Genomic DNA, 22,212 nt, shown 5'->3' with positions numbered 1-22,212 from the left:
GGGTTAGAGCCCACTGTTAGTCGGTTGCCGCGTTAAGCGCGGCAAGGTCAACGGCCCAAGAACAGCCGACTAACAGTCGGCTCTACCCCGTCGTACGTTCCCGTCGTACGTTCCCGTTGAGGACACCCGCCGCTGTTGCGGTCATGCAGCGGGGCAGAGCCCCGCTCTACTAATACACCGTCGCGCGGGCCTGCACGAACGAGAAGAAGAACACCGCGTTCGGGTCGTTCTGCACCAGGCTGAACTCGCGGCGCATGCCGTCCACGGTGTCCTGGTCGACCAGGCCGGCCTCGAGCAGCGGATCGGCGGCCGACAGCAGCACCTGTTCCCAGAACGCAATCATCGTCTTGCGGCGTGCCGGTTCGCGGTTGTCCAGGTGGATGGTCTTGATCTCGGTGTGGACGTCGCGGAAGCCGCCGGCCAGCAGCAGGTTGCCCAGCTTGGCACCCACGAACGGGTCGCCACCGTGGTCGTACTGGAAGTCATTGAAGGCCATCCAGTAGCGCCAGATATGCGGCGAATACGGGTCGAGCAGGAACGAGGCGTTCATCACTTCGGTGACGTACACCGGCGAACCCGGCACCAGCACGCGGCGCACTTCATTGAGCACGCGGGCCGGCGACGGTACGTGTTCCAGCACCCAGCACAGGAAGGCCGCGTCGAACTCGCGCGGACCAAACGGCAGGTTGCCGGCGTCGGACTGCAGCAGGGTGTAGCGCTCGCTGCACCACGGGGTCTTCTCGAGGTTGGCGCGCGCGGTGGCCAGCTGCGCCTCGCTCAGGTCCACGCCGGTGACATGCAGGTCGGGGAAGCGGCGCAGCAGGATCTCGGTCTGCGCGCCCACGCCGCTGCCGACTTCCAGCAGCCGCTGGGCGCCGCTGTAGTCGATGTTGTTGAAGAGGGTGGCTTCCAGCAGCCGGGCCTGGGTGACCAGGCGGCGCTGTTCGGTGTCGGAGAAGCCGTGCAGGTAGGTGGGGGCAGCGATGGGGGTCATGGCATTCACATGGCGTCGGGAGGACCCGACGAAGGGATGGATCAGGCGGCGGACGACAGCGGTTCGCTGGCCGCCAGGGCGGTGAAATACTCGTTGGTCAACGCGATCTGGCCGGCGGCATCCTCGGCCCGGTTGACGACGGCGCGGAAGGCGGCGTTCTCGGGGCGGTCCTTGGCGTACCAGCCCAGGTGCTTGCGCGCGATGCGCACGCCCTGCGGTTCGCCATAGAAATCGTGCAGGGCGTGCAGGTGGCCAAGCAGGATGTCGCGCACTTCGTGCAGCGACGGCGGCGGCAGCAGGGTGCCGGTGGCGAGGTAGTGGGCCACTTCGCGGAAGATCCACGGGCGGCCTTGCGCGGCGCGCCCGATCATGACGGCGTCGACGCCGGTCTGGGCCAGCACGTATGCCGCCTTCTGCGGCGAATCGATGTCGCCGTTGGCGATCACCGGGATGCGCAGCGCGGCCTTGATGGCGGCGATGGTCTCGTACTCGGCGCTGCCGGTGTAATGCTGGTCGCGGGTGCGGCCGTGCACGGCGAGGGCGGCGATGCCGCTGTCTTCGGCGATATGGGCGATGCGCGGGCCGTTGCGGTGGTCGCAATCCCAGCCGGTGCGGATCTTGAGGGTGACCGGGACATTCACGGCGCCGACCACGGCACTGAGGATGCGCGCCACGAGGTCCTCGTCGCGCATCAGCGCGGAACCGGCCCAGGCGTTGCAGACCTTCTTGGCCGGGCAGCCCATGTTGATGTCGATGATCTGGGCGCCGTGGTCGACGTTGTAACGCGCCGCCTCGGCCAGCTGCTGCGGTTCGGTGCCGGCGATCTGCACGCTGATGGGGTCGGGTTCGCCGGCATGGTCCATGCGGTGGATGGACTTGCGGGTGGTCCAGAAGCGCGGATCGGAGATGGTCATTTCAGACGCGGCCAGGCCGGCGCCCAGGCGCTTGCACAGCAGCCGGAACGGCTTGTCGGTGACGCCGGCCATGGGCGCGAGCACCACGTTGGGCTGGATGTTGTAGGGACCAATCTGCATGCCGGGCATTGTAGTGCCGGCCCATGGCCGGCAACCACGCAAACGCCTGCGATCCGGGGGCGGGTTCAGGCCGATCCGGAAGGCCCTGATGCCGCACGGGCATGAGCAGATGCTTGACGGTTGCTTCCAGCGCCCCCAAGGGTGGGGGATGGTGGTTGGTTACCCGGGCCGGTCAGGGCGCCGGGCCACAGGCATAGGCCAGCACGGCCAGATGCCGCTGCGGGTCGAGCCCGAGCAGGCCCAGCACGGCGGCATCCTCGAAGGAACCGATCGCGCAGCCGGCCGCGTTCATCGCCGCCACTTCCTGCCCCAGTGCCCCCAGCCAGACCCCCGCCTCGATCAGCACGAAGCGCCCCCCGCGTTCACCGTACTTGGCCAGCGTTCCGGCCGGCTCGGCGATCAGGAACAGCACGGCCGCCGGCCGCTCCGGCCAGTCCACGCCGAGCAGCCTGGCCAGTTCCGGCCACGCAGGGCAGGGCGCTACCGGTACCAGCGCATGCCGCAGCGGGTCATACCAGCAGATGCCCTGTTCTACCCCGATCGCATCGTCGGCGCCATACAGCGCGGCATAGGCCTGGATCGGATATTTCGCGCCACCGGACGGCAGGCGGCGCGTGTCACTGTCGCCCGGGCGCGCCCGCAGCGGGGCCAGCACGCGGCCCAGTTCCTGCGCGCCCCAGCGCGCCTCACCAAAACGGCGGCCACTGTGGCGCTGCGCCAGCGCATCACCGGGGTGTACCGGGTCCGGCAGGGCGATGCCGCCCGCGGCATGCAGCGGCCGGGGCGGTGACCCGACGCGTGCGGCGTCTTCGGCGATGCGCGCGCGCATCACCTCGGCGCGCGCCGGATTGAGTTCGCCGTTGTGCCAGAACAGATGGAACAGCGGCGCATCCTGCCAAGGGGAAGGCGGTGACGGCATACGGTCCTCGTGCATCAACCGAGTGGGTGCGGGAAGGGATTGGGAAACTCGCCGCCGTGCGCCACGCCGGGATAGCGCCATGCCACGTCCTGGCAACGGCCGCCGAGGAACGGCGCACGCTCGTCGGCGTGCAGGCCACTGAGCTGTGGGGACAGCACCCGCATCACCCGCAGCCCGGCCGCAGCCACATCGGCGGTGGTCAATTCGCGGTAGTACAGCGCGATGCCGGCACTGCCCAGCCGGCGCCGCAGCAGGTCCAGCTCGGCAATCGCGCGCGGCGCCGCGGGGCGCAACATGGGGAGCGGAAATGTCAGCGGCAGGGTGCTGGCGCCGGCCTCCCGCAGCAGCGGCAGCTGCGGCCACAGTTCCGGGCGCAGGGTGTAGAACGCGGCGTGCTCGTCGAAGCTGCGCAGCGCGGCCGGCTCGTGCGGCAGCCGCTCGCTTTCGCGGCCACACAGATGCGCGGCAAAGGTCAGTGCCTGCTGCCATTCCAGCAGCGCCTTGTGCAGCGCCTCGTGGGGGTCGGCGCGGCAGGCGATGCCGAGCACGTGGCGGGGGCGGCCTTCGAACGGGATGCCACCGGCGACCGCGATCACCGGGTGCGGGTTCCAGTGCTGGGTCAGGTCGAACGCCTGCAGTTCGCCACCGCGCTCGCGGGCATGGGCGTGCCAGTGCGCCGGCAGGGCGATGCGCCGGCCGGCCACGCCGTTGAGCCAGGTCACCGCCAGCGCATCGCGCTCCAGCAGTTCCTGCGCCGCGCGCAGCAGCGCCAGCCAGGCGCCATCGCGGCCATCCCGCCAGGCGGCCAGCCCACTGGAGGTCGACGGCAATCGCGCGTGGCCGCTGCGCGGTCCGAGCCCGACCAGTTCCTGCGGCACCCAGGCTTCCCGGTTGTCATCCAGCGCATGCACCGCAGCGAACAGATCGTCGCCAGCTTCGTGCATGGGCCACGGGAAGCCCGGCGTCGCGCGTTGGCGTGCCGAGAACAGCGCGAAGGCCGATTCGTCCAGCCGTTGTTCGGGCATCAGCGCATCGCGCCGCCGCACCTCGACACCGACCTGCGCCGCCGCCAGCCGCTCCAGCGCCTCGGCGACCGCGCCATCGGCGGCCCCCTCGGCATCCAGTGCGACCGCGCCGGAAACGCCCTGCCAGGGATTGGCGGGGTCCGCCGGGGTGGCGGCATTGTGCACGCGCCGTCCCTCGAACAGCGGACCGGTCCAATCGCAGGCGTTGGCGTCGATCGGCTGCGCCGGGCGCACCAGGCCACAGCGCGCACGCGCCGCGCCCTGCAGCAGGTGCGACGACAGCGTGGGCGTTTCCGGTTCCGCCGCGTGCACGGCGGAACGGGTCATTTCATCACGCTCAGCCAGAGCATCATCTCGAGCGCGCCGACGACGCACAGGCCCACCAGCAGGGCGATGCCGATGCCGATGCCACGGCCGAGCGATCGGCCCGCGCGCTCGTAGACCAGCGCGTAGATGCCGACAAACAGCGCGACGCCGACGAACAGGCCGAACACCGGACTGGACGTACCCATGAAAATACCGCCGCCGAGGGCGGCCAGGGGCAAGGCGAACAGCCCCAGCAGCACCCGGCCCGTGCGGCTCAGCCCGGTCACAGGCACTGCGGAGCCGGGTGTCCCGGCAGCATCCGCATGTGTGGCGCCGGACGTTTCCTGCGGTGCCGCAGGTTGCGGGTTGTGGAGGTCGGTGCCGGTATCGAGGGTTGCAGCCGTGGCGTGGGCGTCGCTGTTGGCTGCGGGCGCGCCCGGCTCCAGCCCACCGAGCACCACCGCCGAGAGCACCGAGGTGCCGATCAGGGTGACGACGCAGGAACTGCAGGTGGTCGACGTCGAACCGCCTCCTGCCGCGGCGAGGTCCTGGCGCGAGGCACTGGCATCGAACTGGGTAGGCAGGCGGTACATGCGGTCACTCCCTTGACCGGGGCGGAATCGCCCGGTGCATGCGGCACATTATCACGGGAGCCCGGCGGCCCAGGGCAACGACAGCGGTGCCGGCAGCCACGTCTCGCCGCCCTGGCAGGCGGGGCACCACGGCAGCCGCACCACGCGGTCGCGCTCGCCATGCAGGCGGTGCAGGTCGAGCCAGACGCAGCGCTCGAGATAGCCCAGCAACAGCTGTGGTTGATCCAGCAACGGCGCGACCAGCGCCGCGATCCGTGCCGGGTGCGCGGCCACCGCCGGGAGCGCCGGCACCGGGGCTTCGCCCCAGCGGCGCATGACCCGGTTGCCCAGGCAATACACGCAGGCCGTCTGGCCCGGCACCACGTAGGGTCCGAGCGCGAGCGTGTGGTGATAGCTGAGGTCGAGCAGCAGGTGCGGTTGGGTCGGCATCCGTGCGCGGTAACGCGCCAGCGCGGCTTCCCAGCCGAGCCCATGCCGGACCAGGACCAGCAGCTCGGGATCGGCGCTGATCTCCACGCGCTGCAGCGCCGCGTTGCCGTGCTGGTCAAAGGCGTCGGCCAGTCCGGGCAGCGGTTCGCCGAGCCAATCGAGTGCGTAGCGTTGGACACTGCGCACGGCCGGCGCAGGCGCCAGTACACCGAGGCGGATCAGCTGACGGACCGCAGGACCGCACTCGGCATCGTCCTGCAATACCGCCAGGGTGTCGTCCTGCCAGTGGCCGAGGATCCGTTCGACGACCGTCGGCGTATCGGCTTCGTCGACGACATACAGTTCGTCGGCGCCACCGGAGACCAGCAGCAGTTGGCGCTGCGCCTGGGTCTGCGAAAACAGGGCCCAGGCCGGATTGCGCGTCCAGCCGGCGTGCCCGGTCTGCGTGCCGGGTTGTTGCTGACTGCCTGCTGCTGTCACTTCGTACCGTCCATGTATCCGCCGATGCGCAAGAATAGCGACAAACACGCGCGCCAAGTTCTGCTAGGGTGCGCGCGTGCCCATGCCGCCCCCTGCCAACGCTCCGGTTGCTCCGCCCCCGTGGCGCGAGGCCATCGTGTGGATGCTGGTGCTCGGCGCGATGTTCATCCATGGCTACAGCTGGACCAACCACTGGGCCGCCAGCCAGGCCCAGACCTACAGCCTGCATGGGCGTTGGGACGATGCGATTCCGTTCTGGGCATGGACGATCTGGCCCTACCTGGCTCTGAACCTGCTGTACCCGCTGACGTTCTTCCTCTGCCCGACCCGGTCGGCATTGCGCCGCCACGCGCTCGCCATCGCGCTGGTGCAGGCCGTGTGCATGCTCGTCTTCGTGTGCTGGCCGACCGGCAACGTCCGTGTGCTGCCACAGCCGGAAGGCATCAGCGGGCTGTTGTTCGCGCAACTGCGGGCGTTTGAGGCGCCGTTCAACATGGCACCGTCGCTGCATGCCGCCGTCCTGGTGCTGGTGTGGCAGGTATGGCGAAAGGCGTTGCAGGCGGGTGCGGCGGCGTTGCGCTGGCTGTGGCATGGCAGCTGCGGCCTGATCCTGCTGTCGACCGTGACCACCTGGCAGCATGATCTGCTGGATGTGCTGGCCGGCCTGCTGCTCGGCGCGCTGGCGCTGTGGATCACGCGATGGAAATGAAAATGGCCAGCGCGAACGCTGGCCTCTCCCGGTGCCGTCAGTGGTGACGCTTACTTGCTTTCAACGTCGGCCGGGGTGAAGCGCGGCATCGCCACGGCAGCGCCTTCCTTCTCGGTGGAACGGCCGGCGAACTGGTTGGCGAAGCGGACGTGGCGTGAGAAGGCGGCGTCGGGGTCCTGCGCGAGCGAGGCGACCAGGGCACCGTTGAAGGCGTCGCCGGCACCGGTGGTGTCCACCACCTGCACCTGTTCGGCACCCACGCGGTAATACGGCTGGGTGTCGCCACGCAGGTTCTCTTCGGCGTGCGAGACGAACACGCCGACCGCGCCGAGGGTGACCACCACGGTGCCGTTGCCGACCAGCTTGCGGCACAGGGCGTGCAGGCTGGCGCCGTCGAGGGCGGCGACGTCGTCGGCGTCCACGCGTTCGCCGACATGGCGGCCGAGCAGGGCGGCAAACTCGGTCTCGTTCGGGGTCAGCACATCGGCCAGCTTGAGCAGGCCGATGCTGGACGGGGCGTCGGCCGGCGCGGCGTTGAGCACGGTGGTGGCACCGGCCTCACGGGCGATGGCCAGGGCGGCTTCGATGGTTTCGACCGGGGATTCGAGCTGGGCGAGCACCACCTTGGCGCCGCTCAGCAGCGCGCGCTGCTGTTCGACGTAGGCGGTGCTGAGCGCGGCGTTGGCGCCCGGGCCGATCACGATGGTGTTGCGGCCGCGGCTGTCCACGTAGATGCCACCCGTGCCGGTCGGCTCGGTGCTGGCCTCGGCGCTCAGGGCGAACCCGTCCTGCTCGGCCAGGCCACGCGCCATCGCGCCGCCGGGGTCATCGCCCAGCGCGCACAGGAACGTGGTCGCGGCACCGGCGCGGCAGGCGGCCACGGCCTGGTTGAAACCCTTGCCGCCGGGGCCGGTGCTGTAGCGGCCGGCGATGGTCGCACCCGGGGCCGGGAGCGATTCGCAACGCCACACATGATCCACGTTGAAGGAACCGACTACGACGACACTGCTACTCATAAAGACTGTTTCTCAGGGAACGGATATCAGCTGAAATGCGTCAGCACGCCGGCGATGGTCGCCGTCATGAAGGTAGCGATGGTACCGCCCAATACCGCACGCAAACCGAACTTGGCCAAATCGTGACGGCGTTCCGGTGCCAGCCCACCAATACCACCGATCTGGATGGCGATCGAGCTGAAATTGGCGAAGCCGCACAGGGCGTAGGTGGCGATCAGGCGGCCCTCGGCCGAGAGCGACACGCCCGGGACCTGGCCGTTGACGATTTCCGACAACTTGGAATACGCCACGAATTCGTTGATGACCACCTTCTGGCCGATCAGCGAGCCCACGGTGGTGGCATCGGCCCACGGGGTGCCGATCACCCAGGCGATCGGGGCCAGCACGTAGCCGAAGATGGTCGACAGGTCGGTCGGGCGGCCGATCATGGCCTGCAGGCCGCTCACTTCGCCCAGCCAGGTCAGCGGGGCGTTGAGCAGGGCGATCAGGGCGATGAAGGCCAGCAGCATGGCGCCGATGTTCAGGGCCAGCTTGAGGCCGTCGCCGGCGCCGGCGGCGGCCGCGTCGATGATGTTGCTGGAGGTCTTCTCCACTTCCATCTTCACGGTACCGCGGGTCAGCGGGGTGCCGGTCTCGGGCACGAGCAGCTTGGCGACCACCAGGGTGGCCGGCGCGGCCATGATGCTGGCGGCCAGCAGGTGCTTGGCGTAGAAGGCCTGCTGCACCGGATCGTTGCCGCCCAGCATGCCCACGTACGCGGCCAGCACGCCGCCGGCGATGTGCGCCATGCCGCCGATCATCATGGTGATCAGCTCGGACTGGGTCATCTTGGCGATGTACGGGCGCACCGTCAGCGGCGCCTCGGTCTGGCCGATGAACACGCTGGCGCAGACGCTGGTGGTTTCCGCACCGGACACGCGCATCACCTTGGTGATCGCCCAGGCCATGGCGCGCACGATCCACTGCATCACGTTGAGGTGGTACATGACCCCCATCAGCGCCGAGAAGAAGATGATCGTTGGCAGCACCTGGAAGGCGAAGATGAACCCGAATTTATTGGTGTCCATCAGGCTGCCGAAAATGAAGCGCGAGCCTTCATTGACGAAGCTGAGCACCTTGACGAAGCCGTCGCCGAGCAGCGAGAACGCCTCGCGCCCGCCGGGCATCAACAGCACCACCGCCGCGAAGGCGATCTGCAGGGTGATGCCGGTCAGCACCAGCCGCCAGTCCACCGAACGCTTGTTGTTCGAGAACAACCAGGCGATGCCGATCAGCACTGCCAACCCAAACAGGCCGAAGCCGATCCTGCCCAAACCTTCGACCATCAGACTTCCCCTAGGGCGCCGCGAAAAACGGGAAGCCTAGAGCAGCGGCAGGGGCGGGGCAAGAAAAAGCGGCGTCCGGGAGCGAACGGCCGCGATTCGGCAAGGATCCATAAGGGTTCGGGCCGTCCGGGCGATACACTGATGCGACTCATTCCGGCCGCCCGCCGCTGTCCTGGCGCGGCCATCCAGCAGGAGAAACGCATGCACTACCGCCGCCTGGGCTCCACCGGCCTGAAGCTGTCGGCCCTGTCCTTCGGGGCCTGGGTCACCTTTGGCGACCAGATCAGCCGCGACGAGGCCCGCAACCTGGTCGCCTGCGCCTGGGACCATGGGATCAACTTCTTCGACAACGCCGAGGGCTACGCCCGGGGGCGCGCCGAGCAGGTAATGGGCGATGTGATCGCCGACCTGCGGCTGCCGCGTGACGGGGTGTGCGTCTCCAGCAAGGTGTTCTTCGGCGCCGTGGACGACCCGCGGCCCACCCAGCACGGCCTGTCGCGCAAGCATGTGACCGACGCCTGCCACGCCGCGCTCAAGCGCCTGAGGGTGGACTACCTGGACCTGTATTACTGCCACCGCCCGGACCCGGACACCCCCATCGCCGAGACCGTGCAGGCCATGGACACGCTGATCCGGCAGGGCAAGGTGCTGTACTGGGGCACCTCGGAATGGTCGGCGGCGCAGATCCAGGAGGCGGTGGACGTCGCCCGCGCGCACAACCTGCACCTGCCCTCGATGGAGCAGCCGCAGTACAACCTGCTGCACCGCGACCGGGTGGAGCGCGAGTACGCGCCGCTCTACGCCGACCCGGGGCTGGGCACCACGATCTTCTCGCCGCTGGCCTCGGGCCTGCTGAGTGGCAAGTACAACGCCGGCTTCGACCCGGACTCGCGCCTGGGCCAGAGCCAGATGGGCTGGCTGAAGGACCTGGTGCTGGGCGAGGCGGCCGAGCAGCGGCTGGAGCGCGTGCGCCGCTATACGGCCCTGGCCGCCGAGCTGGGCCAGTCGCCGGCACAGCTGGCAATCGCCTGGTGCCTGCGCAACCCGAACGTGTCCAGCGTGATCCTCGGCGCCAGCCGGGTGGCCCAGCTGGAGGAGAACCTGGGCGCCCTGGACGTACTGGAGCGCGTAGATGCCGCCGGCTGGGCCAAGGTGGAGGCGATCTTCGCGTAGCGACACGCCATGCGTGTCCCAAGCGGTCTCCGACCGCCCGACGTAGAGCCACCCCATGGGTGGCTGCGCTCGACCCGGCTATCCCGAAGCCACCCATGGGGTGGCTCTACGATTGATAACATCAATTGAAATCCAAAAATCAATCATCAATCCCATCAATCAAAATGAGAATGGTTGTTGATTGTCAACTGAGAATCATTATCATCTAACTGGCCCCTCGCACGAGTCCAGACGATGAATACTCAAGCTGCTGTACTGCTGCGCCCCGAAACGCTGACCCTCCGCGACCGCCCGGTCCGCGCGGTCCCGGCCGAAGAGGTGATCGACAGCGAAGCCCTGCTCAAGGGCCGCCGCGAAATCCTGATCCAGCATGGCGACCGCTTCTATCGCCTGCGCCACACCAGCAACGACAAGCTGATCCTGACCAAATAACGGCCCGCCTCCCCCACGGGGCGCCGTTCGCGCGGCCGCGCGATGCGCCCCTCCTGGCCCGCCGTTGTTGTGACCGCTCTCTCCCCCTCGACGCTTCGCCTGCGACCTCCGGTCCCGGGCGTTGGTCGGGGGTCTCCTTCCGCGTAAAGCCGACTCTGCCAACCACCATGATGCGATTTTCTGCTCTGCCGGCCAGAGGCCGGCGCTACGGCTTTTCTGTATGGCTGGCGCTGCCCATGGCCGCCCACGCCGCTGCCCCGGCCACGCCCGATGCCGCCGGCGCGCGCGACTTCGACCGCGTGCAGGTCACCGCCACCCGCACCGAACGCGCGCTCAGCGACGTGGCCGCCACCGTCGATGTGATCGACCGCGAGCAGCTGGACGACCACCTGGTGCGCAACATCAAGGACCTGGTGCGCTATGAGCCGGGCATCTCGGTGACCAGCAGCCCGGCCCGTTTCGGCCTGGGCGGGTTCCGCATCCGCGGCCTGGACGGCAACCGCGTGCTGGTCCAGACCGACGGCATCGCCATGCCCAAGGCCTTCAGCATCGGCAGCTTCTCCGACGCCAACCGCAACTTCACCGATCTGGAAACGCTCAAGCGGGTCGAGATCGTGCGCGGCCCGGCCAGCGCCCTGTATGGGTCCGACGCGCTGGGCGGCGTTGTGGCCTTCGTCACCAAGGACCCGGCCGATTACCTGAAGGACGGCAAGAACAGCTACGTCGGCCTGAAGTTCGGCTACGACGGCGAATGGAAGGGCCTGCTCGGCAGCGCCACCACCGCCTTCGGCGGCGACCACTGGAGCGGCATGGTGAACGTCAACCATCGCCAGGGCCAGGAAACCGAGAGCATGGGCGATGTGCGCAGCAACGACCGCACCCGCACCGCCGCCAACCCGCAGGACCGCGATGGCCGCAGCGTGCTCAGCAAGCTGGTCTACGCGCCCAGCGAGGACCAGCGCTTCCGCCTGACCGTGGAAGGCAACGAAGACAGCGTGGACACCGACGTGCTGTCGGCCATCGACCACACCACCACCACCGGCATGCAGGCGCGCGACCACCAGACCCGGGCGCGGGTGTCGTTCGCGCACGAGATGGACACTCTGGCAGCCGGCTTCGCCGACAGCCTGTCCTGGCAGCTGTACCGCCAGGACAGCGAGACCATCCAGCGCACCGATGAGCAGCGCGCCAACCGCACCACGCGGCACCGTGAGTTCAACTTCGACCAGCGCGTGTACGGCCTGCAGGCGGTGTTCCACAAGGCGCTGCAGAGCGGCGCGGTCGAGCATGCGCTGACCTACGGGTTCGACGGCGCCTGGACCGAGACGCGCCAGAAGCGCGACGGCTACCAGGTGCTGGCCAACGGCCAGACCAGCACAACGATCCTGCCCGATGCGTTCCCGGTGCGCGATTTCCCGATCAGCAAGACCACCGAGCTGGGCCTGTACGCGCAGGACGAAATGCGTTTCGCCGACGGCCGCTTCTCGCTGGTGCCGGGCGTACGCGTGGACCATTACGAACTGCGCCCGGATGTCGATGCGATCTTCGCGGCCGACAACCCCGGCATGCCGGTGTCCGACCTGACCAAAACCAGCGTGTCGCCGAAGCTGGGCATGGTCTGGCGCTTCGCCGACGACTGGTCGCTGTTCGCCGGCTACTCGCACGGGTTCCGCTCGCCGCCCTACAACGACGTCAACCTGGGCTTCACCAACGTGATGTTCGGCTACACCGCCATTCCCAACCCGGACCTCAAGCCGGAAACCAGCGATGGCCTGGAACTGGGCGTGCGCTTCCTCACCCCGGCGGCCTACGTGAGTGTCAGTGGCTACTACAACGACTACAAGGACTTCATCGAGTCGCAGCGGCAGGTGGGCATCAACCCGCAGGGGCTGATCGTATTCCAGTCGCAGAACATCGCCGACGCGGAAATCTACGGTGCCGAACTGAAGGCGGGCGTGGACTTCGGCGAGCTCAACGCCGCGCTCGCGGGCTGGTCCTTGAACGGCGCGGTGGCCTGGTCGCGTGGCCAGGACAAGACCGAAGACGTGCCGCTGGAGTCGATCGATCCGCTGCGCGGCACGCTGGGCGTGGCCTTCGATCGTGATGCCTGGGGTGTTGAGCTGCTTGGCACCTTCGCCAAGCGCAAGGACCGCATGGCCAGCGTCACTGCATTCCGGCCGGCCGGTTACGGCGTGCTGGACCTGGTGGCGCACTGGGAGTTCGCGCCCGGCGCGAAGTTCAACGTCGGCGTGTTCAACCTCGGCGACCGCACGTACATCGACTATTCGGCGATCACCTCCGCGCTGGCCACCAGCAGCACGGTGATCGACCGTTACACCAACCCTGGCCGCACTGTGTCGGCCAGCCTTGCCGTGAGCTGGTAGCCATCATGAGCCGAGCCCTTTCCGCACTGCGAATCACCGATCGGTACCTGCGCCCCGGCCAGCTGCCTTCCCCGGAACAGCTGGCGGCATTGGGCACGGTGCTGTGCCTGTACCGCCCCGAGAGCAGCGAGCTGGGCGGCTGGAAACACGCGGTCTCCGCGCACGCCTGCCAGGGCATGGACAGCGAGGGCATCCGCGAGAGCCTGTGCTTCTCCGATGCGCGCGGCCGCTGCTGCTGGCGGCTGTACCTGCTGCCGGACAGCGACTTCCTGGCCTGGGACCGCCTCGTCTCGGCGTTCCCGGCACGCCCGGAACCGGCCAACGAGGGCGGCGTTGCCGAGCGCCTGTGGCGGCGGCTGGCCACCCGGCTGGGTGGCGAGCCCTGGCGCATGTGCGCGCTGCGCCTGCATGTGGGCGACGGGCAGGGCGTGGCCGCCAGCCTGGCGTCGCTGTCCGCGCTGGGTGCCGCCGCGGCGCGCCGCATCGCCCTCGTCGAGGGCGCCGACGGCGAGCTGTGGATCGACGATTCGAACGTCGTGCCGCTTGTCCACCTTTCCCCCATTAGACCTTCCTGAAGGGACCTTCGTAGATGAAATTCCAGACAGCCAGCGCGTGGCTGCTGCTTGCCAGCAGCGGTATCGCACACGCCCAGCCCTCCGACCTGCAACGCGACCACGCCAGCATCCTGGCGATGAAGGGCGAATACGTTGTCGATTTCGCGTTCGACGAGACCGTGCTGCTCAAGCCGGGCTACGAGCGCGCACCGGCCGTCCGCTCCGGTGGCAACGAAGTGGTGATCGTGGTCGAGGACAGCCCCGCGCGCATCGTGCTGCAGCACCTGCTGGTGGACCCCAAGAGCGGCCATGTGACCAAGCACTGGCGGCAGGACTGGGTGTACGAAGCGCCGACCCGGTTTGAATTCAGCGCCGACCAGACCTGGCAGGTGCGGCCGATCGACGCCGCGGTGAACGCCGGCGCGTGGACCCAGTGTGTCTACGAAGTCAGCGACGCGCCGCGTTACTGCGGCACCGGCAAGTGGGACTACCGCAACGGCGTGGCGACCTGGACCAGCGACCTCAGCTGGCGGCCGCTGCCGCGCCGCGAATACACCCGCCGCAGCGACTACAACGCGCTGGCCGTGGTCAACCGCCATACGCTGACGCCGAACGGCTGGACCCACGAACAGTTCAACACCAAGATCCTGCGCGGCGCCGACGGCAGCCAGCAGGAGATCGCACGCGAGTTCGGCTTCAACGACTACAACCGCACCACCGAGGTCGACTTCAAGCCGGCCTACGACTACTGGACTGCCACGGCCGGCTACTGGGGCAAGGTGCGCGAGCGCTGGAACGGCTTCCTGGGCCAGGCGCCCGGCGTTCACCTGAAGACCAAGCTGGATGGCATGGCGATGATCATGCCGCTGTTCACCCAGGCCCAGGACATCCAGGACGGCAAGCCGGTCAAAGACGCGCAGATCGACGCGGTGTTCAAGCAGTGGGTGGAAAAAGCGCCGGTGGAAACCACGCGCTGAGGCGGTCGCGCAGGCCCGCTGCCATGGTGGCGGGCCCGCGGTGCAGCGGAATGCGGTGAGCGATTCTTGAAAGCAGGGTGCGCGCAGGTGATGACTACTTGCGCTTTCTGCGTAGCGAGAGTCTTCGTTCGATGCATATTCCCAACGTCATCACGGCGGGCCTGGCGGCCGCTGCTGCGTTTCAGGGCGCGCGTGTCACGCGTGCGGCGCCTGAAGCGCCCGGCGTCTTCCCGCTTGAGCACATCTGCAACCGTGGCTCGCCGGTACCAGGTCCGCTGCTGAAGGCGCTGGGCCGCAACTACGCGGCCTGTCTCGCGTCCCGGATGTTCAGTTCCCTGACGCCCCACGGCGAGCGGGTGCTGTGCTTCGGTTACGGCGCGATCGAGGCCAGCTTCCGGGCAACGCTGGATGAGGCGGTGCCCAGTGACATCCCGGTGTTGCGCGAGGGACTGCATCGCATGCACCGCAGCCGCGCCGCCAATCCGCTGGGGAGCCCAGCGACGGCCGGACATTCGGCGAAGAAGCTGCGCAGGCAGAATTTCCACGATTACCGGAACAGCGGGTCCGGGACATATACCCGTGGGGTGGACACGCTGGTGGGCGTGCTTCGGCTGCATGTGCCGGTCGAGCAGCGCAGTTCGTTGGAGGCGGCGCGGCGTGCGGTGCGCTCGCTGGAATGCAGCAAGGCGTTGAACGCCGCGATGCCGCGACTGGTGCGGGCTGAAATCGCCGAACGACGCACACAGGTCACCCTGCGCGAGATCCGCAATCCGGAGTCCATCAGCGCCGGGGAGGCCGACGCATTGCGCGCCGATCTGGCGGCCATGCGTTTCGGCGACTCGCCGATCAAGCAGCGCATGCGTGAAGACGCGCTGGTGGCGTTGGTAAAGGAAACGCCAACCGACCAACGGTCGGTTGCTACGCGGTAGCACCCGACCGTTGGTCGGGTGTCATTCTTTGAACATCAGCAACGCGGCGACCACGATCAGGACGAAGGCAGCGTAGTGGTTCCACTTCAGCGGCTGGTCCAGGTAGAACGCCGAGAACACCGCGAACACCACCAGCGTGATGACTTCCTGCATGCCCTTGAGCTGCGGTGCCGAATACACCGCGCTGCCGAGGCGGTTGCCCGGCACCTGCAGGCAGTACTCGAAGAACGCGATGCCCCAGCTGACCAGGATCACCATCATCAACGGCGCGCTCTTGTACTTGAGGTGGCCGTACCAGGCGAAGGTCATGAAGATGTTGCTGCCCAGCAGCAGCAACACGGGGTACAGGTAGGCGGTGAATGACGTGCCGGGCATCCGGGCAATCTCGAAGGCAGGGGCGGGCAGCATACCGATGCCGGCCCCACGCCGGTGTCATCAAATGCGTTTACGCCTCCCGCAGCGCCAACGCGGGAGGCGTATGCAGGATCCGCCGCGTGCCCCACCAGCCGGCCAGCATGCTCAGGGCCACGCCCAGCGCGCCGCCGACCAGCAGCGGGCCCCAGGGCGGGCTGAGCTGCAGCTCGAACACCTGCCGGGCCACCACGCTGCCCAGCAGCGCGGCCGTGCCCACCGCCAGCAGTGCCGACAACAGCCCCAGCGCCCCGAATTCCACCAGTACCGCGCCGCGCAGCTGGGTGCGGGTGGCGCCCAGCGTGCGCAGCACCGCGCTGTCGTAGCGGCGTTCGCCGGCCGTGGCCTGCAGCGCCGCCAGAAGCACCAGCACGCCCGCCAGCAGGCTGAAGCCCATCACCAGCTGCACCGCCTGGGTCACCCGGTCGACCACCTCGCGTACCCGCTGCAGGATGCTGTCGATGTCCAGCAGCGAGATGTTCGGGTACTCCCGGGTCAGCCCCGCCAGCGCCGGCGCCTGCGCGCGTGGCAGGTGGAAGGCGGTGATCAGGTTGTACGGCGCATCCCCCACCGCGCCTTCGTTGAGCAGCAGGAAGAAGTTGACCCGGAACGAATCCCAGTCGGCCTTTCGGATGCTGGTCACCGTGAAGCGGCGCTCCTGTTCGCCCATCTGCAGGGTCACCGTGTCGCCCAACTGCATGCCGTAGCGCTCGGCCCAGCCCTGTTCGATGGAGGCTTCGGGTGCCGTGCTGCCCGCTGCCCAGTACCTGCCACTCAGCAGGGTATTGGCCGGCGGGAAGTCATGCCGCCAGGAGAAGTTGACCGGGCGGTTGGCGTCGTCATCGTCGTTGCTGTTGTCCTCACGCGACTGCCGCTGCGGTGGCTTGTCGTTGACCGCCAGCAGGCGCCCGGTACTGAACGGCTCGATCCCGGGCGAGGCCACGCCCAGCTTGCCCAGCGCGGCCAGCACCGCCTGGCGTTGTTCGGGCTGGATGTTCATCAGGAAATAGTTCGGCGTGTCGCTGGGCAGGCGGTCGCGCCACTGCGCCAGCAGCCCCGGGCCGATCACCGACAGCAGCAGCAACGCGCACAGCGACAGCGACAGCCCCACCAGCTGCATCACCGCCAGCCCACGGCGGCGGGTCAGGGCGGCCAGCCCCAGTTTCCAGCGCCCGCGCAGGCGCGGCTGCAGGCCGCGCAGCAGCCACAGCAGGGCCGCCCCGGCGGCGCCGGCCAGCAGCGCCAGTGCGGCCAGGCCGCCCAGCACCCACGCCGCCAGCCGCACATCGCCGGTGGCCTGCACGGTCAGCGCCACGGTGGCGGCCAGCGCCGCCGCATAGACCAGCAGCGAACTGGGCGGCAGCGTGGCGAAACTGCGGTTGAGCACCCGCATCGGCGGCACCTTGCGCAGCCGCAGCAGCGGCGGCAGGCCGAAGCCGAGCAGCAGCACCAGGCCGATGCCGGCGCCGCTCAGCGCGGGGGTGGCCTGCGGCAACGGCAACCGGTTGGGGATCAGCCCGCCCAGTGCCTGCACCAGGCCCGCCTGCGCGGCCATGCCCAGCCCGATCCCGACCAGGCAGGCCGGCACGGCCAGCAGCACCAGCTGCAGCGCCATCGCGCTGAGGATGTCGCGCTGACGCGCGCCCAGGCAGCGCAGCACGGCCACCTGGTCGATGCGGCGCAGGGCGAAGCGGTTGGCGGCCAGTGCGGTGGCCACGCCGGCCAGCAGCACCGCGAGCAGCGCCGCCAGCGACAGGAAGCGACCGGCCAGGTCGAAGGCGCCGCGCACGCCGCGCTGGGCGTCGGCGATGCCGACAATCCGCAGCCCCTTCGCGCGCGGCTGCAGCCAGCCGCGGAAATCGGAAATGGCGTCGGCGTCGCCGGCGAACATCATCCGGTAGGAAGCGCGGCTGCCCGGGCCCAGCAGGCCGGCACGGTCGACATCGGCGCGGTTGACCAGCAGCGGCGGGGAGAGCTGCATGAGCTCGCCGGAGGTGTCCGGTTCGGCCTGCAGCACCCGGGTCACCGTGAGCGTGCCGGCACCAAATTCGAGCGCATCGCCGACCTTCAGCCCCAGCGCCTGCATCAGCCGCGGATCGGCATAGGCCTCACCCAAGGCCGGGGTGCCGGCCACCTCGCTGGCGCCGCCGCCCAGGGTGCGGCCCACGCGCAGCTCGCCGCGCAGCGGGTAGCCGGCGCCCACCGCCTTGATGTTGGCCATCTGGCTGTCGTCGCCATGGAACAGCACGCTGGGGAAGCTGACCATGCGCGTGCTGGTGAGCCCGCGCGCCTGCGCTTCGTCGGCGAAGGCCTGTGGCACGTCCTCGCGCCCGCCCAGGCCGAGGTCGCCCCCGAGCATCTCCGCCGCACTGCCGGTCAGCGCCAACGTCACCCGGTTGACCAGGGTGCCCACGGCGGTCATCACCGCCACGCCCAGCACCAGCGCGGCGAACACGGTCAACAGGTCACCGGCGAGGAACTCGCGGCGCAACGCGCGCGCGGCGTGGCGCAGCACGTTCATGCGTTGATTCCGGCGGCGTCGACCAGACGGCCGCCATCGAGCCGGTAGATGCGCTCGCAGCGCTGTGCCAGGCGCAGGTCGTGGGTGACCAGCACCAGGGTGGTATCGCTGGTGGCATTGAGCGCGAACAGCAGGTCGCTGATCTGCTGGCCGGTGGCCTGGTCCAGGCTGCCGGTGGGTTCATCGGCGAACAGGATGCGCGGCCGCGCGACGAACGCACGCGCCAGCGCCACGCGCTGCTGCTCGCCGCCGGACAGCTGGCGTGGATAGTGGCGGGCGCGGTGGGTCAGCCCGACCTGTTCGAGCACCTCGCGCACGCGCGCGGCGTCTTCGCGGCCGGCCAGTTCCAGCGGCAGTGCGATGTTTTCCTCGGCGGTGAGCGCCGGCAGCAGGTGGAAGCTCTGGAACACGAAGCCGACCTCGCGCGCGCGCAGCTGCGCGCGGGCTTCCTCATCCAGCGTGCCCAGCGTGGCCCCGGCCAGCGCGATGTCGCCGCGGCTGGGCAGGTCCAGCCCGGCCAGCAGGCCGAGCAGGGTGGTCTTGCCCGAGCCGGACGCGCCGACGATGGCCACGCTCTCGCCTTCATGGACGGTCATGTCAATGTTGTCCAGTATGTGGACTTCACCCTCCGGGCCACGTGCGGACTTGCCCACGTTGTGGGCGGCGATGGCGACGGGCGCGCTGCGGGGGGACAGGCTGTCGATGAGGATTCTCCAATGAACCGAACACTGTGGGTGGGCCGCGCGGCCCAGACGTTGATGCTGTTGGCAGGGTTGCTGCTGCTGCCCGCACTGACCTGTGCCAAAGGTCAGGAAACCCGGCACGCCGTGCTGGTGGTCGGCGACAGCCTGAGTGCAGCCCACAATATCCCGGCCGCGTCGGGCTGGGTAAACCTGCTTCAGCAGCGGGTTAGCCAGCAGGTCAAGCCGCCCCCGGCGATCATCAACGCGAGCATCAGCGGCGAGACCACCGCCGGCGCGCTGACCCGGCTGCCGGGCCTGCTGGACAAGCACCGGCCGTCGGTGGTGGTGATCGAGCTGGGCGGCAACGATGCGTTGCGCGGGCTCACGCCGGTGCAGCTGCGCGGCAACCTGGAGAAGATGATCGTGGCCAGCCAGAAGGCGGGCGCCAAGGTGCTGCTGCTGGGCATCGACGTGCCGCCCAACTACGGCCCGGCCTACCGCGACCGGCTGCGCCAGGTCTATGCCGGGCTGGCCAGCCAGTACAAGGTGCCGCTGCTGCCGTTCCTGCTGGAGGGGGTGGCGCTGCAGCCCGGGCTGATGCAGGCCGACGGCCTGCACCCCACGGCGGCCGGCCAGCCGCGGGTGCTGGACAACGTGTGGCCGCTGCTCAAGCCACTGTTGTGAGCGGCTTCACACCACGTCCACCACCGATCCGGCATGTTTCACAAAGCTGAAGAAAGAGGGACTCCCATGCGTCAGACAAAGGAAACCTCCGGCCTGGTGCTGGTGGTCGAAGACAACCGCAATATCTCCGAGATGATCGGTGAATACCTGGAAGGCCGCGGGTTCGAAGTGGACTACGCCCAGGACGGGCTGGACGGTTACCGTCTGGCGGCGGAGAACAGCTACGACGTGGTCGTGCTGGACCTCATGCTGCCGCGCCTGGACGGTATCGAAGTCTGCCGCCGGCTGCGCAACGACGCCCGCAAGTCCACGCCGGTGCTGATGCTGACCGCGCGCGACACGCTCGATGACAAGCTCACCGGGCTGGGCTTCGGCGCCGACGATTACCTGACCAAGCCGTTCGCGATCCAGGAGCTGGAAGCCCGCCTGCGCGCGCTGATCCGCCGCGAGCGTCGCCAGGTCGGGTCGGAAGTGCTCAAGGTCGCCGACCTGGTGCTGGACCCGGTCAGCATGCGTGCCACGCGTGCGGGCACGGAGCTGCAGCTGTCGCCGATCGGGCTGCGCCTGCTCACGATCCTGATGCGCGAATCGCCCCGCGTGGTGACCCGCCAGGAAATCGAACGCGAGATCTGGGGCAACGGCCTGCCGGACTCGGACACGCTGCGCAGCCATCTGTACAACCTGCGCAAGATCATCGACAAGCCGTTCGACCGTCCGCTGCTGCACACGGTGCAGAGCGCGGGCTATCGCATTGCCGATATCGCCCAGCCCATGACCTGATGCGTCGCACGGCAGGGCGCACGATGGCACGGGCCTTTGCGGGCCCGGATATACACGATGCCCTGGCACTTGCCGGGGCATCGTCTTTGCTTGCACGATGGAATAACGGCGCGCTTTCCTATAATCGCGGCGACCCGATCTGGACTTCGTAATGCCGCACGGTCTGCCGCGCAAGATCCGCATTGTCTTCATCCTGCAGGCCGTCCTGGCGAGCCTGGGCATTCTGTTGGGCGCCTGGCTGGTATCGCTGGTGATCAAGCACAGCCTGGTCAGCAGCGCGCTGCAGGAAGAAGCCACGTATTTCTGGGAACTGCACGCGGCCTCGCCGGTGCAGCCGCCGCCCAACACACGCAACATCCGCGGCTATCTGCTGGAAACCGGGCAGTCGGCGCTGAGTCTGCCGGCGAACCTGCGCACGCTGTCGCCGGGCTTCCACGAACTGAAGGCGGACGACCAGCTGGTGCTGGTCGACGCGCGTCCGGAAGGGCGGCTGTATCTGGTGTTCCTGCGCTCGCGCGCGGAGATGCTGGCGTTCTGGTTCGGGATCGTGCCGGTGTTGCTGACGCTGCTGGCGGTATACGGGGCATCGTGGATCACGTACCGGGCCTCGAAGCGGCTGGTATCGCCGGTGAACTGGCTGGCACGGCGGGTCTCGCGCTGGAATCCGGGGCATCCGGAAGCGGCGGATCTGGCGCCGGACAAGTTGCCGGCCGACATGCAGGGCGAGACGCGCCAGCTGGCGGCGGCATTGCATTCGCTGGCCACGCGGGTGACGGCGCACGTGGCGCGCGAACGCAATTTCACCCGCGATGCGAGCCATGAGCTGCGCACGCCGTTGACGGTGATCCGGGTGGCCAGCGACATGGCATTGGGCGACCAGGACATGACGCCGCGCCTGCGCCGCGGCCTGGACCGCATCCAACGTGCAGGCCGGGACATGGAGGCGGTGATCGACGCGTTCCTGATCCTGGCGCGCGAAGCGGACGTGGAGCCGCAGATCGAGCTGTTCGATGTCGCCGAGATCGTGCGTTACGAGGTGGACAACGCACGCGAGCTGCTGGCCGGCCGCCCGGTTGAGATTCACCTGCACAGCGACGCGCCGGTGCAGCTGCACGCACCGCCCCGGGTGCTGCAGGTGGTGGTCAGCAATCTGCTGCGCAACGCCTGCAGTTACACCGACGAAGGCCGCATCGACGTGGACGTGCTGGACGACCGGGTGGTGGTGCGCGACACCGGCATCGGGATGTCGGCCGAGGCGCTGTCGCGCGCGTTCGAACCGTTCTACCGCGCCGAACCCAGCCGCCCGCAGGGCACGGGACTGGGCCTGTCGATCGTGCGCCGCCTGTGCGACCGCTTCGGCTGGAAGATCGCCTTGAGCAGCGAACCGGGCGTCGGGACGCAGGCGACGATCATCTTCCGCTGATTCGTTGAAGCGTTGAAGCGAAGAGCGTTGGTGGTTCGATTGTCTGCGCGCTGGGGGTGGCGGGGGCGGGTATGCGGGACACGCCGCAAGTCCCGCTCCGCGGCCCGGCCCAGCCGCCAGCGGCCGTGCGTTCAGTCGCACGCGAGGCAGTGCCTCGCATGCAGTGCGCCTTCACCCATGTAGGCTCGTTCACGCCATCCATGGCGCTCTACGGTCCCGCATACCGACCCCCGCCACCCCTTCGACAGTTCGTCGCGGGCTGGGAGGAGGGCAAGAGCAGCCGCGCATGTCCCGGCTCTACGGGATCGCGCATGTGTCCAACTACCATGCGCCGGTAGGTGCAGACCGTTGGTCGGCACGCTTTTGACTTTCCCCTCTTCTCAAGAAAAGCGCCGATTCACTGTCGGAGGGTCGGTGGGGGTGGGTTGGCG

21 protein-coding genes are annotated in these 22,212 nt (G+C 68.7%); 10 read left to right on the top strand and 11 right to left on the bottom strand.

Translation table 11 applies throughout. The features are described 5' to 3' along the window. Positions 1 to 169: 169 nt before the first annotated feature. The 6 genes from ACREPD_RS16725 to ACREPD_RS16700 all read right to left on the bottom strand — a co-directional run bounded on the left by ACREPD_RS16725 (position 170) and on the right by ACREPD_RS16700 (position 5,780). Entirely contained in the window at positions 170 to 994 is an 825-nt protein-coding gene (locus tag ACREPD_RS16725; protein ID WP_431600377.1) for a methyltransferase domain-containing protein, read from the bottom strand. 41 nt (positions 995 to 1,035) lie between these two features. Continuing rightward, positions 1,036 to 2,028, bottom strand: a complete 993-nt coding sequence (gene dusB / locus ACREPD_RS16720; protein ID WP_431600376.1) for a tRNA dihydrouridine synthase DusB — start codon at positions 2,026 to 2,028, stop codon at positions 1,036 to 1,038. 172 nt (positions 2,029 to 2,200) lie between these two features. Then, on the bottom strand, positions 2,201 to 2,947 hold the full coding sequence (locus tag ACREPD_RS16715) for a SagB/ThcOx family dehydrogenase (RefSeq protein ID WP_431600375.1): 747 nt from the start codon (positions 2,945 to 2,947) through the stop codon (positions 2,201 to 2,203). A 14-nt stretch (positions 2,948 to 2,961) separates the two neighbouring features. Beyond that, a complete protein-coding gene (locus tag ACREPD_RS16710) occupies positions 2,962 to 4,299 on the bottom strand; it encodes a YcaO-like family protein (protein WP_431600374.1) in 1,338 nt (445 codons plus the stop codon). Further along, on the bottom strand, positions 4,296 to 4,871 hold the full coding sequence (locus ACREPD_RS16705) for a hypothetical protein (protein WP_431600373.1): 576 nt from the start codon (positions 4,869 to 4,871) through the stop codon (positions 4,296 to 4,298). Before ACREPD_RS16705 ends, ACREPD_RS16710 begins: the two co-directional genes overlap by 4 nt. A gap of 51 nt (positions 4,872 to 4,922) precedes the next feature. Next, positions 4,923 to 5,780, bottom strand: coding sequence for a hypothetical protein (locus ACREPD_RS16700; RefSeq protein WP_431600372.1), 858 nt, complete (start codon positions 5,778 to 5,780; stop codon positions 4,923 to 4,925). A gap of 82 nt (positions 5,781 to 5,862) precedes the next feature. Here ACREPD_RS16700 and ACREPD_RS16695 point away from each other — a divergent pair, with 82 nt between their 5' ends. Further along, positions 5,863 to 6,489 (top strand): hypothetical protein, encoded by a 627-nt coding sequence (locus tag ACREPD_RS16695; RefSeq protein WP_431600371.1) that lies wholly within the window; start codon positions 5,863 to 5,865, stop codon positions 6,487 to 6,489. Between the two features lie 50 nt (positions 6,490 to 6,539). Here ACREPD_RS16695 and ACREPD_RS16690 read toward each other — a convergent pair whose 3' ends face one another. Together ACREPD_RS16690 and ACREPD_RS16685 are read right to left on the bottom strand one after the other, a co-directional pair. Further along, a complete protein-coding gene (locus ACREPD_RS16690) occupies positions 6,540 to 7,505 on the bottom strand; it encodes a ribokinase (RefSeq protein ID WP_431600370.1) in 966 nt (321 codons plus the stop codon). A gap of 26 nt (positions 7,506 to 7,531) precedes the next feature. Beyond that, on the bottom strand, positions 7,532 to 8,830 hold the full coding sequence (locus tag ACREPD_RS16685) for a NupC/NupG family nucleoside CNT transporter (RefSeq protein ID WP_431600369.1): 1,299 nt from the start codon (positions 8,828 to 8,830) through the stop codon (positions 7,532 to 7,534). 201 nt (positions 8,831 to 9,031) lie between these two features. Between ACREPD_RS16685 and ACREPD_RS16680 the strand changes: the two genes are divergently transcribed. From ACREPD_RS16680 to ACREPD_RS16655, 6 genes are all read left to right on the top strand, one after another. Beyond that, positions 9,032 to 10,003 (top strand): potassium channel beta subunit family protein, encoded by a 972-nt coding sequence (locus ACREPD_RS16680; RefSeq protein WP_431600368.1) that lies wholly within the window; start codon positions 9,032 to 9,034, stop codon positions 10,001 to 10,003. 234 nt (positions 10,004 to 10,237) lie between these two features. Next, complete coding sequence (gene hemP / locus ACREPD_RS16675) at positions 10,238 to 10,435, top strand: hemin uptake protein HemP (protein WP_068849295.1); 198 nt, start codon at positions 10,238 to 10,240, stop codon at positions 10,433 to 10,435. Positions 10,436 to 10,602: 167 nt separating this feature from the next. Continuing rightward, positions 10,603 to 12,819 (top strand): TonB-dependent hemoglobin/transferrin/lactoferrin family receptor, encoded by a 2,217-nt coding sequence (locus tag ACREPD_RS16670; protein WP_431600367.1) that lies wholly within the window; start codon positions 10,603 to 10,605, stop codon positions 12,817 to 12,819. Between the two features lie 5 nt (positions 12,820 to 12,824). After that, positions 12,825 to 13,394: a Hemin transport protein gene (locus ACREPD_RS16665; protein ID WP_431600366.1), complete on the top strand. Its 570-nt coding sequence runs from the start codon at positions 12,825 to 12,827 to the stop codon at positions 13,392 to 13,394. 14 nt (positions 13,395 to 13,408) lie between these two features. Then, positions 13,409 to 14,350 (top strand): DUF6607 family protein, encoded by a 942-nt coding sequence (locus ACREPD_RS16660; RefSeq protein ID WP_431600365.1) that lies wholly within the window; start codon positions 13,409 to 13,411, stop codon positions 14,348 to 14,350. Positions 14,351 to 14,427: 77 nt separating this feature from the next. After that, positions 14,428 to 15,279 carry a hypothetical protein gene (locus tag ACREPD_RS16655; protein ID WP_431600364.1) on the top strand — a complete coding sequence of 284 codons (852 nt, stop codon included), beginning with the start codon at positions 14,428 to 14,430 and terminating at the stop codon, positions 15,277 to 15,279. A 21-nt stretch (positions 15,280 to 15,300) separates the two neighbouring features. Here the strand turns inward: ACREPD_RS16655 and ACREPD_RS16650 are convergent, their stop codons facing one another. The 3 genes from ACREPD_RS16650 to ACREPD_RS16640 all read right to left on the bottom strand — a co-directional run bounded on the left by ACREPD_RS16650 (position 15,301) and on the right by ACREPD_RS16640 (position 18,807). Beyond that, entirely contained in the window at positions 15,301 to 15,654 is a 354-nt protein-coding gene (locus ACREPD_RS16650; RefSeq protein WP_421570433.1) for a DMT family protein, read from the bottom strand. A 70-nt stretch (positions 15,655 to 15,724) separates the two neighbouring features. Next, entirely contained in the window at positions 15,725 to 18,211 is a 2,487-nt protein-coding gene (locus ACREPD_RS16645; RefSeq protein ID WP_431600363.1) for an ABC transporter permease, read from the bottom strand. Beyond that, a complete protein-coding gene (locus ACREPD_RS16640) occupies positions 18,208 to 18,807 on the bottom strand; it encodes an ABC transporter ATP-binding protein (RefSeq protein ID WP_431600362.1) in 600 nt (199 codons plus the stop codon). The genes ACREPD_RS16645 and ACREPD_RS16640 overlap by 4 nt, the downstream gene beginning before the upstream one ends. Positions 18,808 to 18,927: 120 nt before the next feature. Here ACREPD_RS16640 and ACREPD_RS16635 point away from each other — a divergent pair, with 120 nt between their 5' ends. The 3 genes from ACREPD_RS16635 to ACREPD_RS16625 all read left to right on the top strand — a co-directional run bounded on the left by ACREPD_RS16635 (position 18,928) and on the right by ACREPD_RS16625 (position 21,781). Further along, positions 18,928 to 19,578: an arylesterase gene (locus ACREPD_RS16635; RefSeq protein WP_431600361.1), complete on the top strand. Its 651-nt coding sequence runs from the start codon at positions 18,928 to 18,930 to the stop codon at positions 19,576 to 19,578. Positions 19,579 to 19,644: 66 nt separating this feature from the next. Next, positions 19,645 to 20,358, top strand: a complete 714-nt coding sequence (locus ACREPD_RS16630; RefSeq protein ID WP_005408123.1) for a response regulator transcription factor — start codon at positions 19,645 to 19,647, stop codon at positions 20,356 to 20,358. Between the two features lie 151 nt (positions 20,359 to 20,509). Then, a complete protein-coding gene (locus ACREPD_RS16625) occupies positions 20,510 to 21,781 on the top strand; it encodes a sensor histidine kinase (protein ID WP_431600360.1) in 1,272 nt (423 codons plus the stop codon). Positions 21,782 to 22,212 lie beyond the last annotated feature (431 nt).

This window comes from Stenotrophomonas sp. (assembly GCF_050737075.1).
In the GTDB taxonomy this organism is placed as follows: domain Bacteria; phylum Pseudomonadota; class Gammaproteobacteria; order Xanthomonadales; family Xanthomonadaceae; genus Stenotrophomonas.
This window is presented reverse-complemented; position numbering and strand designations above follow the sequence as displayed.

Coding starts and splice junctions, on each gene's coding strand:
- ACREPD_RS16645 (WP_431600363.1), bottom strand. CDS start 18,211: ATGAACGTGCTGCGCCACGCCGCGCGCGCGTTGCGCCGCGAGTTCCTC.
- ACREPD_RS16650 (WP_421570433.1), bottom strand. CDS start 15,654: ATGCCCGGCACGTCATTCACCGCCTACCTGTACCCCGTGTTGCTGCTG.
- ACREPD_RS16710 (WP_431600374.1), bottom strand. CDS start 4,299: ATGACCCGTTCCGCCGTGCACGCGGCGGAACCGGAAACGCCCACGCTG.
- ACREPD_RS16665 (WP_431600366.1), top strand. CDS start 12,825: ATGAGCCGAGCCCTTTCCGCACTGCGAATCACCGATCGGTACCTGCGC.
- ACREPD_RS16660 (WP_431600365.1), top strand. CDS start 13,409: ATGAAATTCCAGACAGCCAGCGCGTGGCTGCTGCTTGCCAGCAGCGGT.
- hemP (WP_068849295.1), top strand. CDS start 10,238: ATGAATACTCAAGCTGCTGTACTGCTGCGCCCCGAAACGCTGACCCTC.
- ACREPD_RS16690 (WP_431600370.1), bottom strand. CDS start 7,505: ATGAGTAGCAGTGTCGTCGTAGTCGGTTCCTTCAACGTGGATCATGTG.
- ACREPD_RS16630 (WP_005408123.1), top strand. CDS start 19,645: ATGCGTCAGACAAAGGAAACCTCCGGCCTGGTGCTGGTGGTCGAAGAC.
- ACREPD_RS16625 (WP_431600360.1), top strand. CDS start 20,510: ATGCCGCACGGTCTGCCGCGCAAGATCCGCATTGTCTTCATCCTGCAG.
- ACREPD_RS16705 (WP_431600373.1), bottom strand. CDS start 4,871: ATGTACCGCCTGCCTACCCAGTTCGATGCCAGTGCCTCGCGCCAGGAC.
- ACREPD_RS16685 (WP_431600369.1), bottom strand. CDS start 8,830: ATGGTCGAAGGTTTGGGCAGGATCGGCTTCGGCCTGTTTGGGTTGGCA.
- ACREPD_RS16695 (WP_431600371.1), top strand. CDS start 5,863: ATGCCGCCCCCTGCCAACGCTCCGGTTGCTCCGCCCCCGTGGCGCGAG.
- ACREPD_RS16680 (WP_431600368.1), top strand. CDS start 9,032: ATGCACTACCGCCGCCTGGGCTCCACCGGCCTGAAGCTGTCGGCCCTG.
- ACREPD_RS16725 (WP_431600377.1), bottom strand. CDS start 994: ATGACCCCCATCGCTGCCCCCACCTACCTGCACGGCTTCTCCGACACC.
- ACREPD_RS16635 (WP_431600361.1), top strand. CDS start 18,928: ATGAACCGAACACTGTGGGTGGGCCGCGCGGCCCAGACGTTGATGCTG.
- ACREPD_RS16670 (WP_431600367.1), top strand. CDS start 10,603: ATGATGCGATTTTCTGCTCTGCCGGCCAGAGGCCGGCGCTACGGCTTT.
- ACREPD_RS16640 (WP_431600362.1), bottom strand. CDS start 18,807: ATGACCGTCCATGAAGGCGAGAGCGTGGCCATCGTCGGCGCGTCCGGC.
- ACREPD_RS16715 (WP_431600375.1), bottom strand. CDS start 2,947: ATGCCGTCACCGCCTTCCCCTTGGCAGGATGCGCCGCTGTTCCATCTG.
- dusB (WP_431600376.1), bottom strand. CDS start 2,028: ATGCAGATTGGTCCCTACAACATCCAGCCCAACGTGGTGCTCGCGCCC.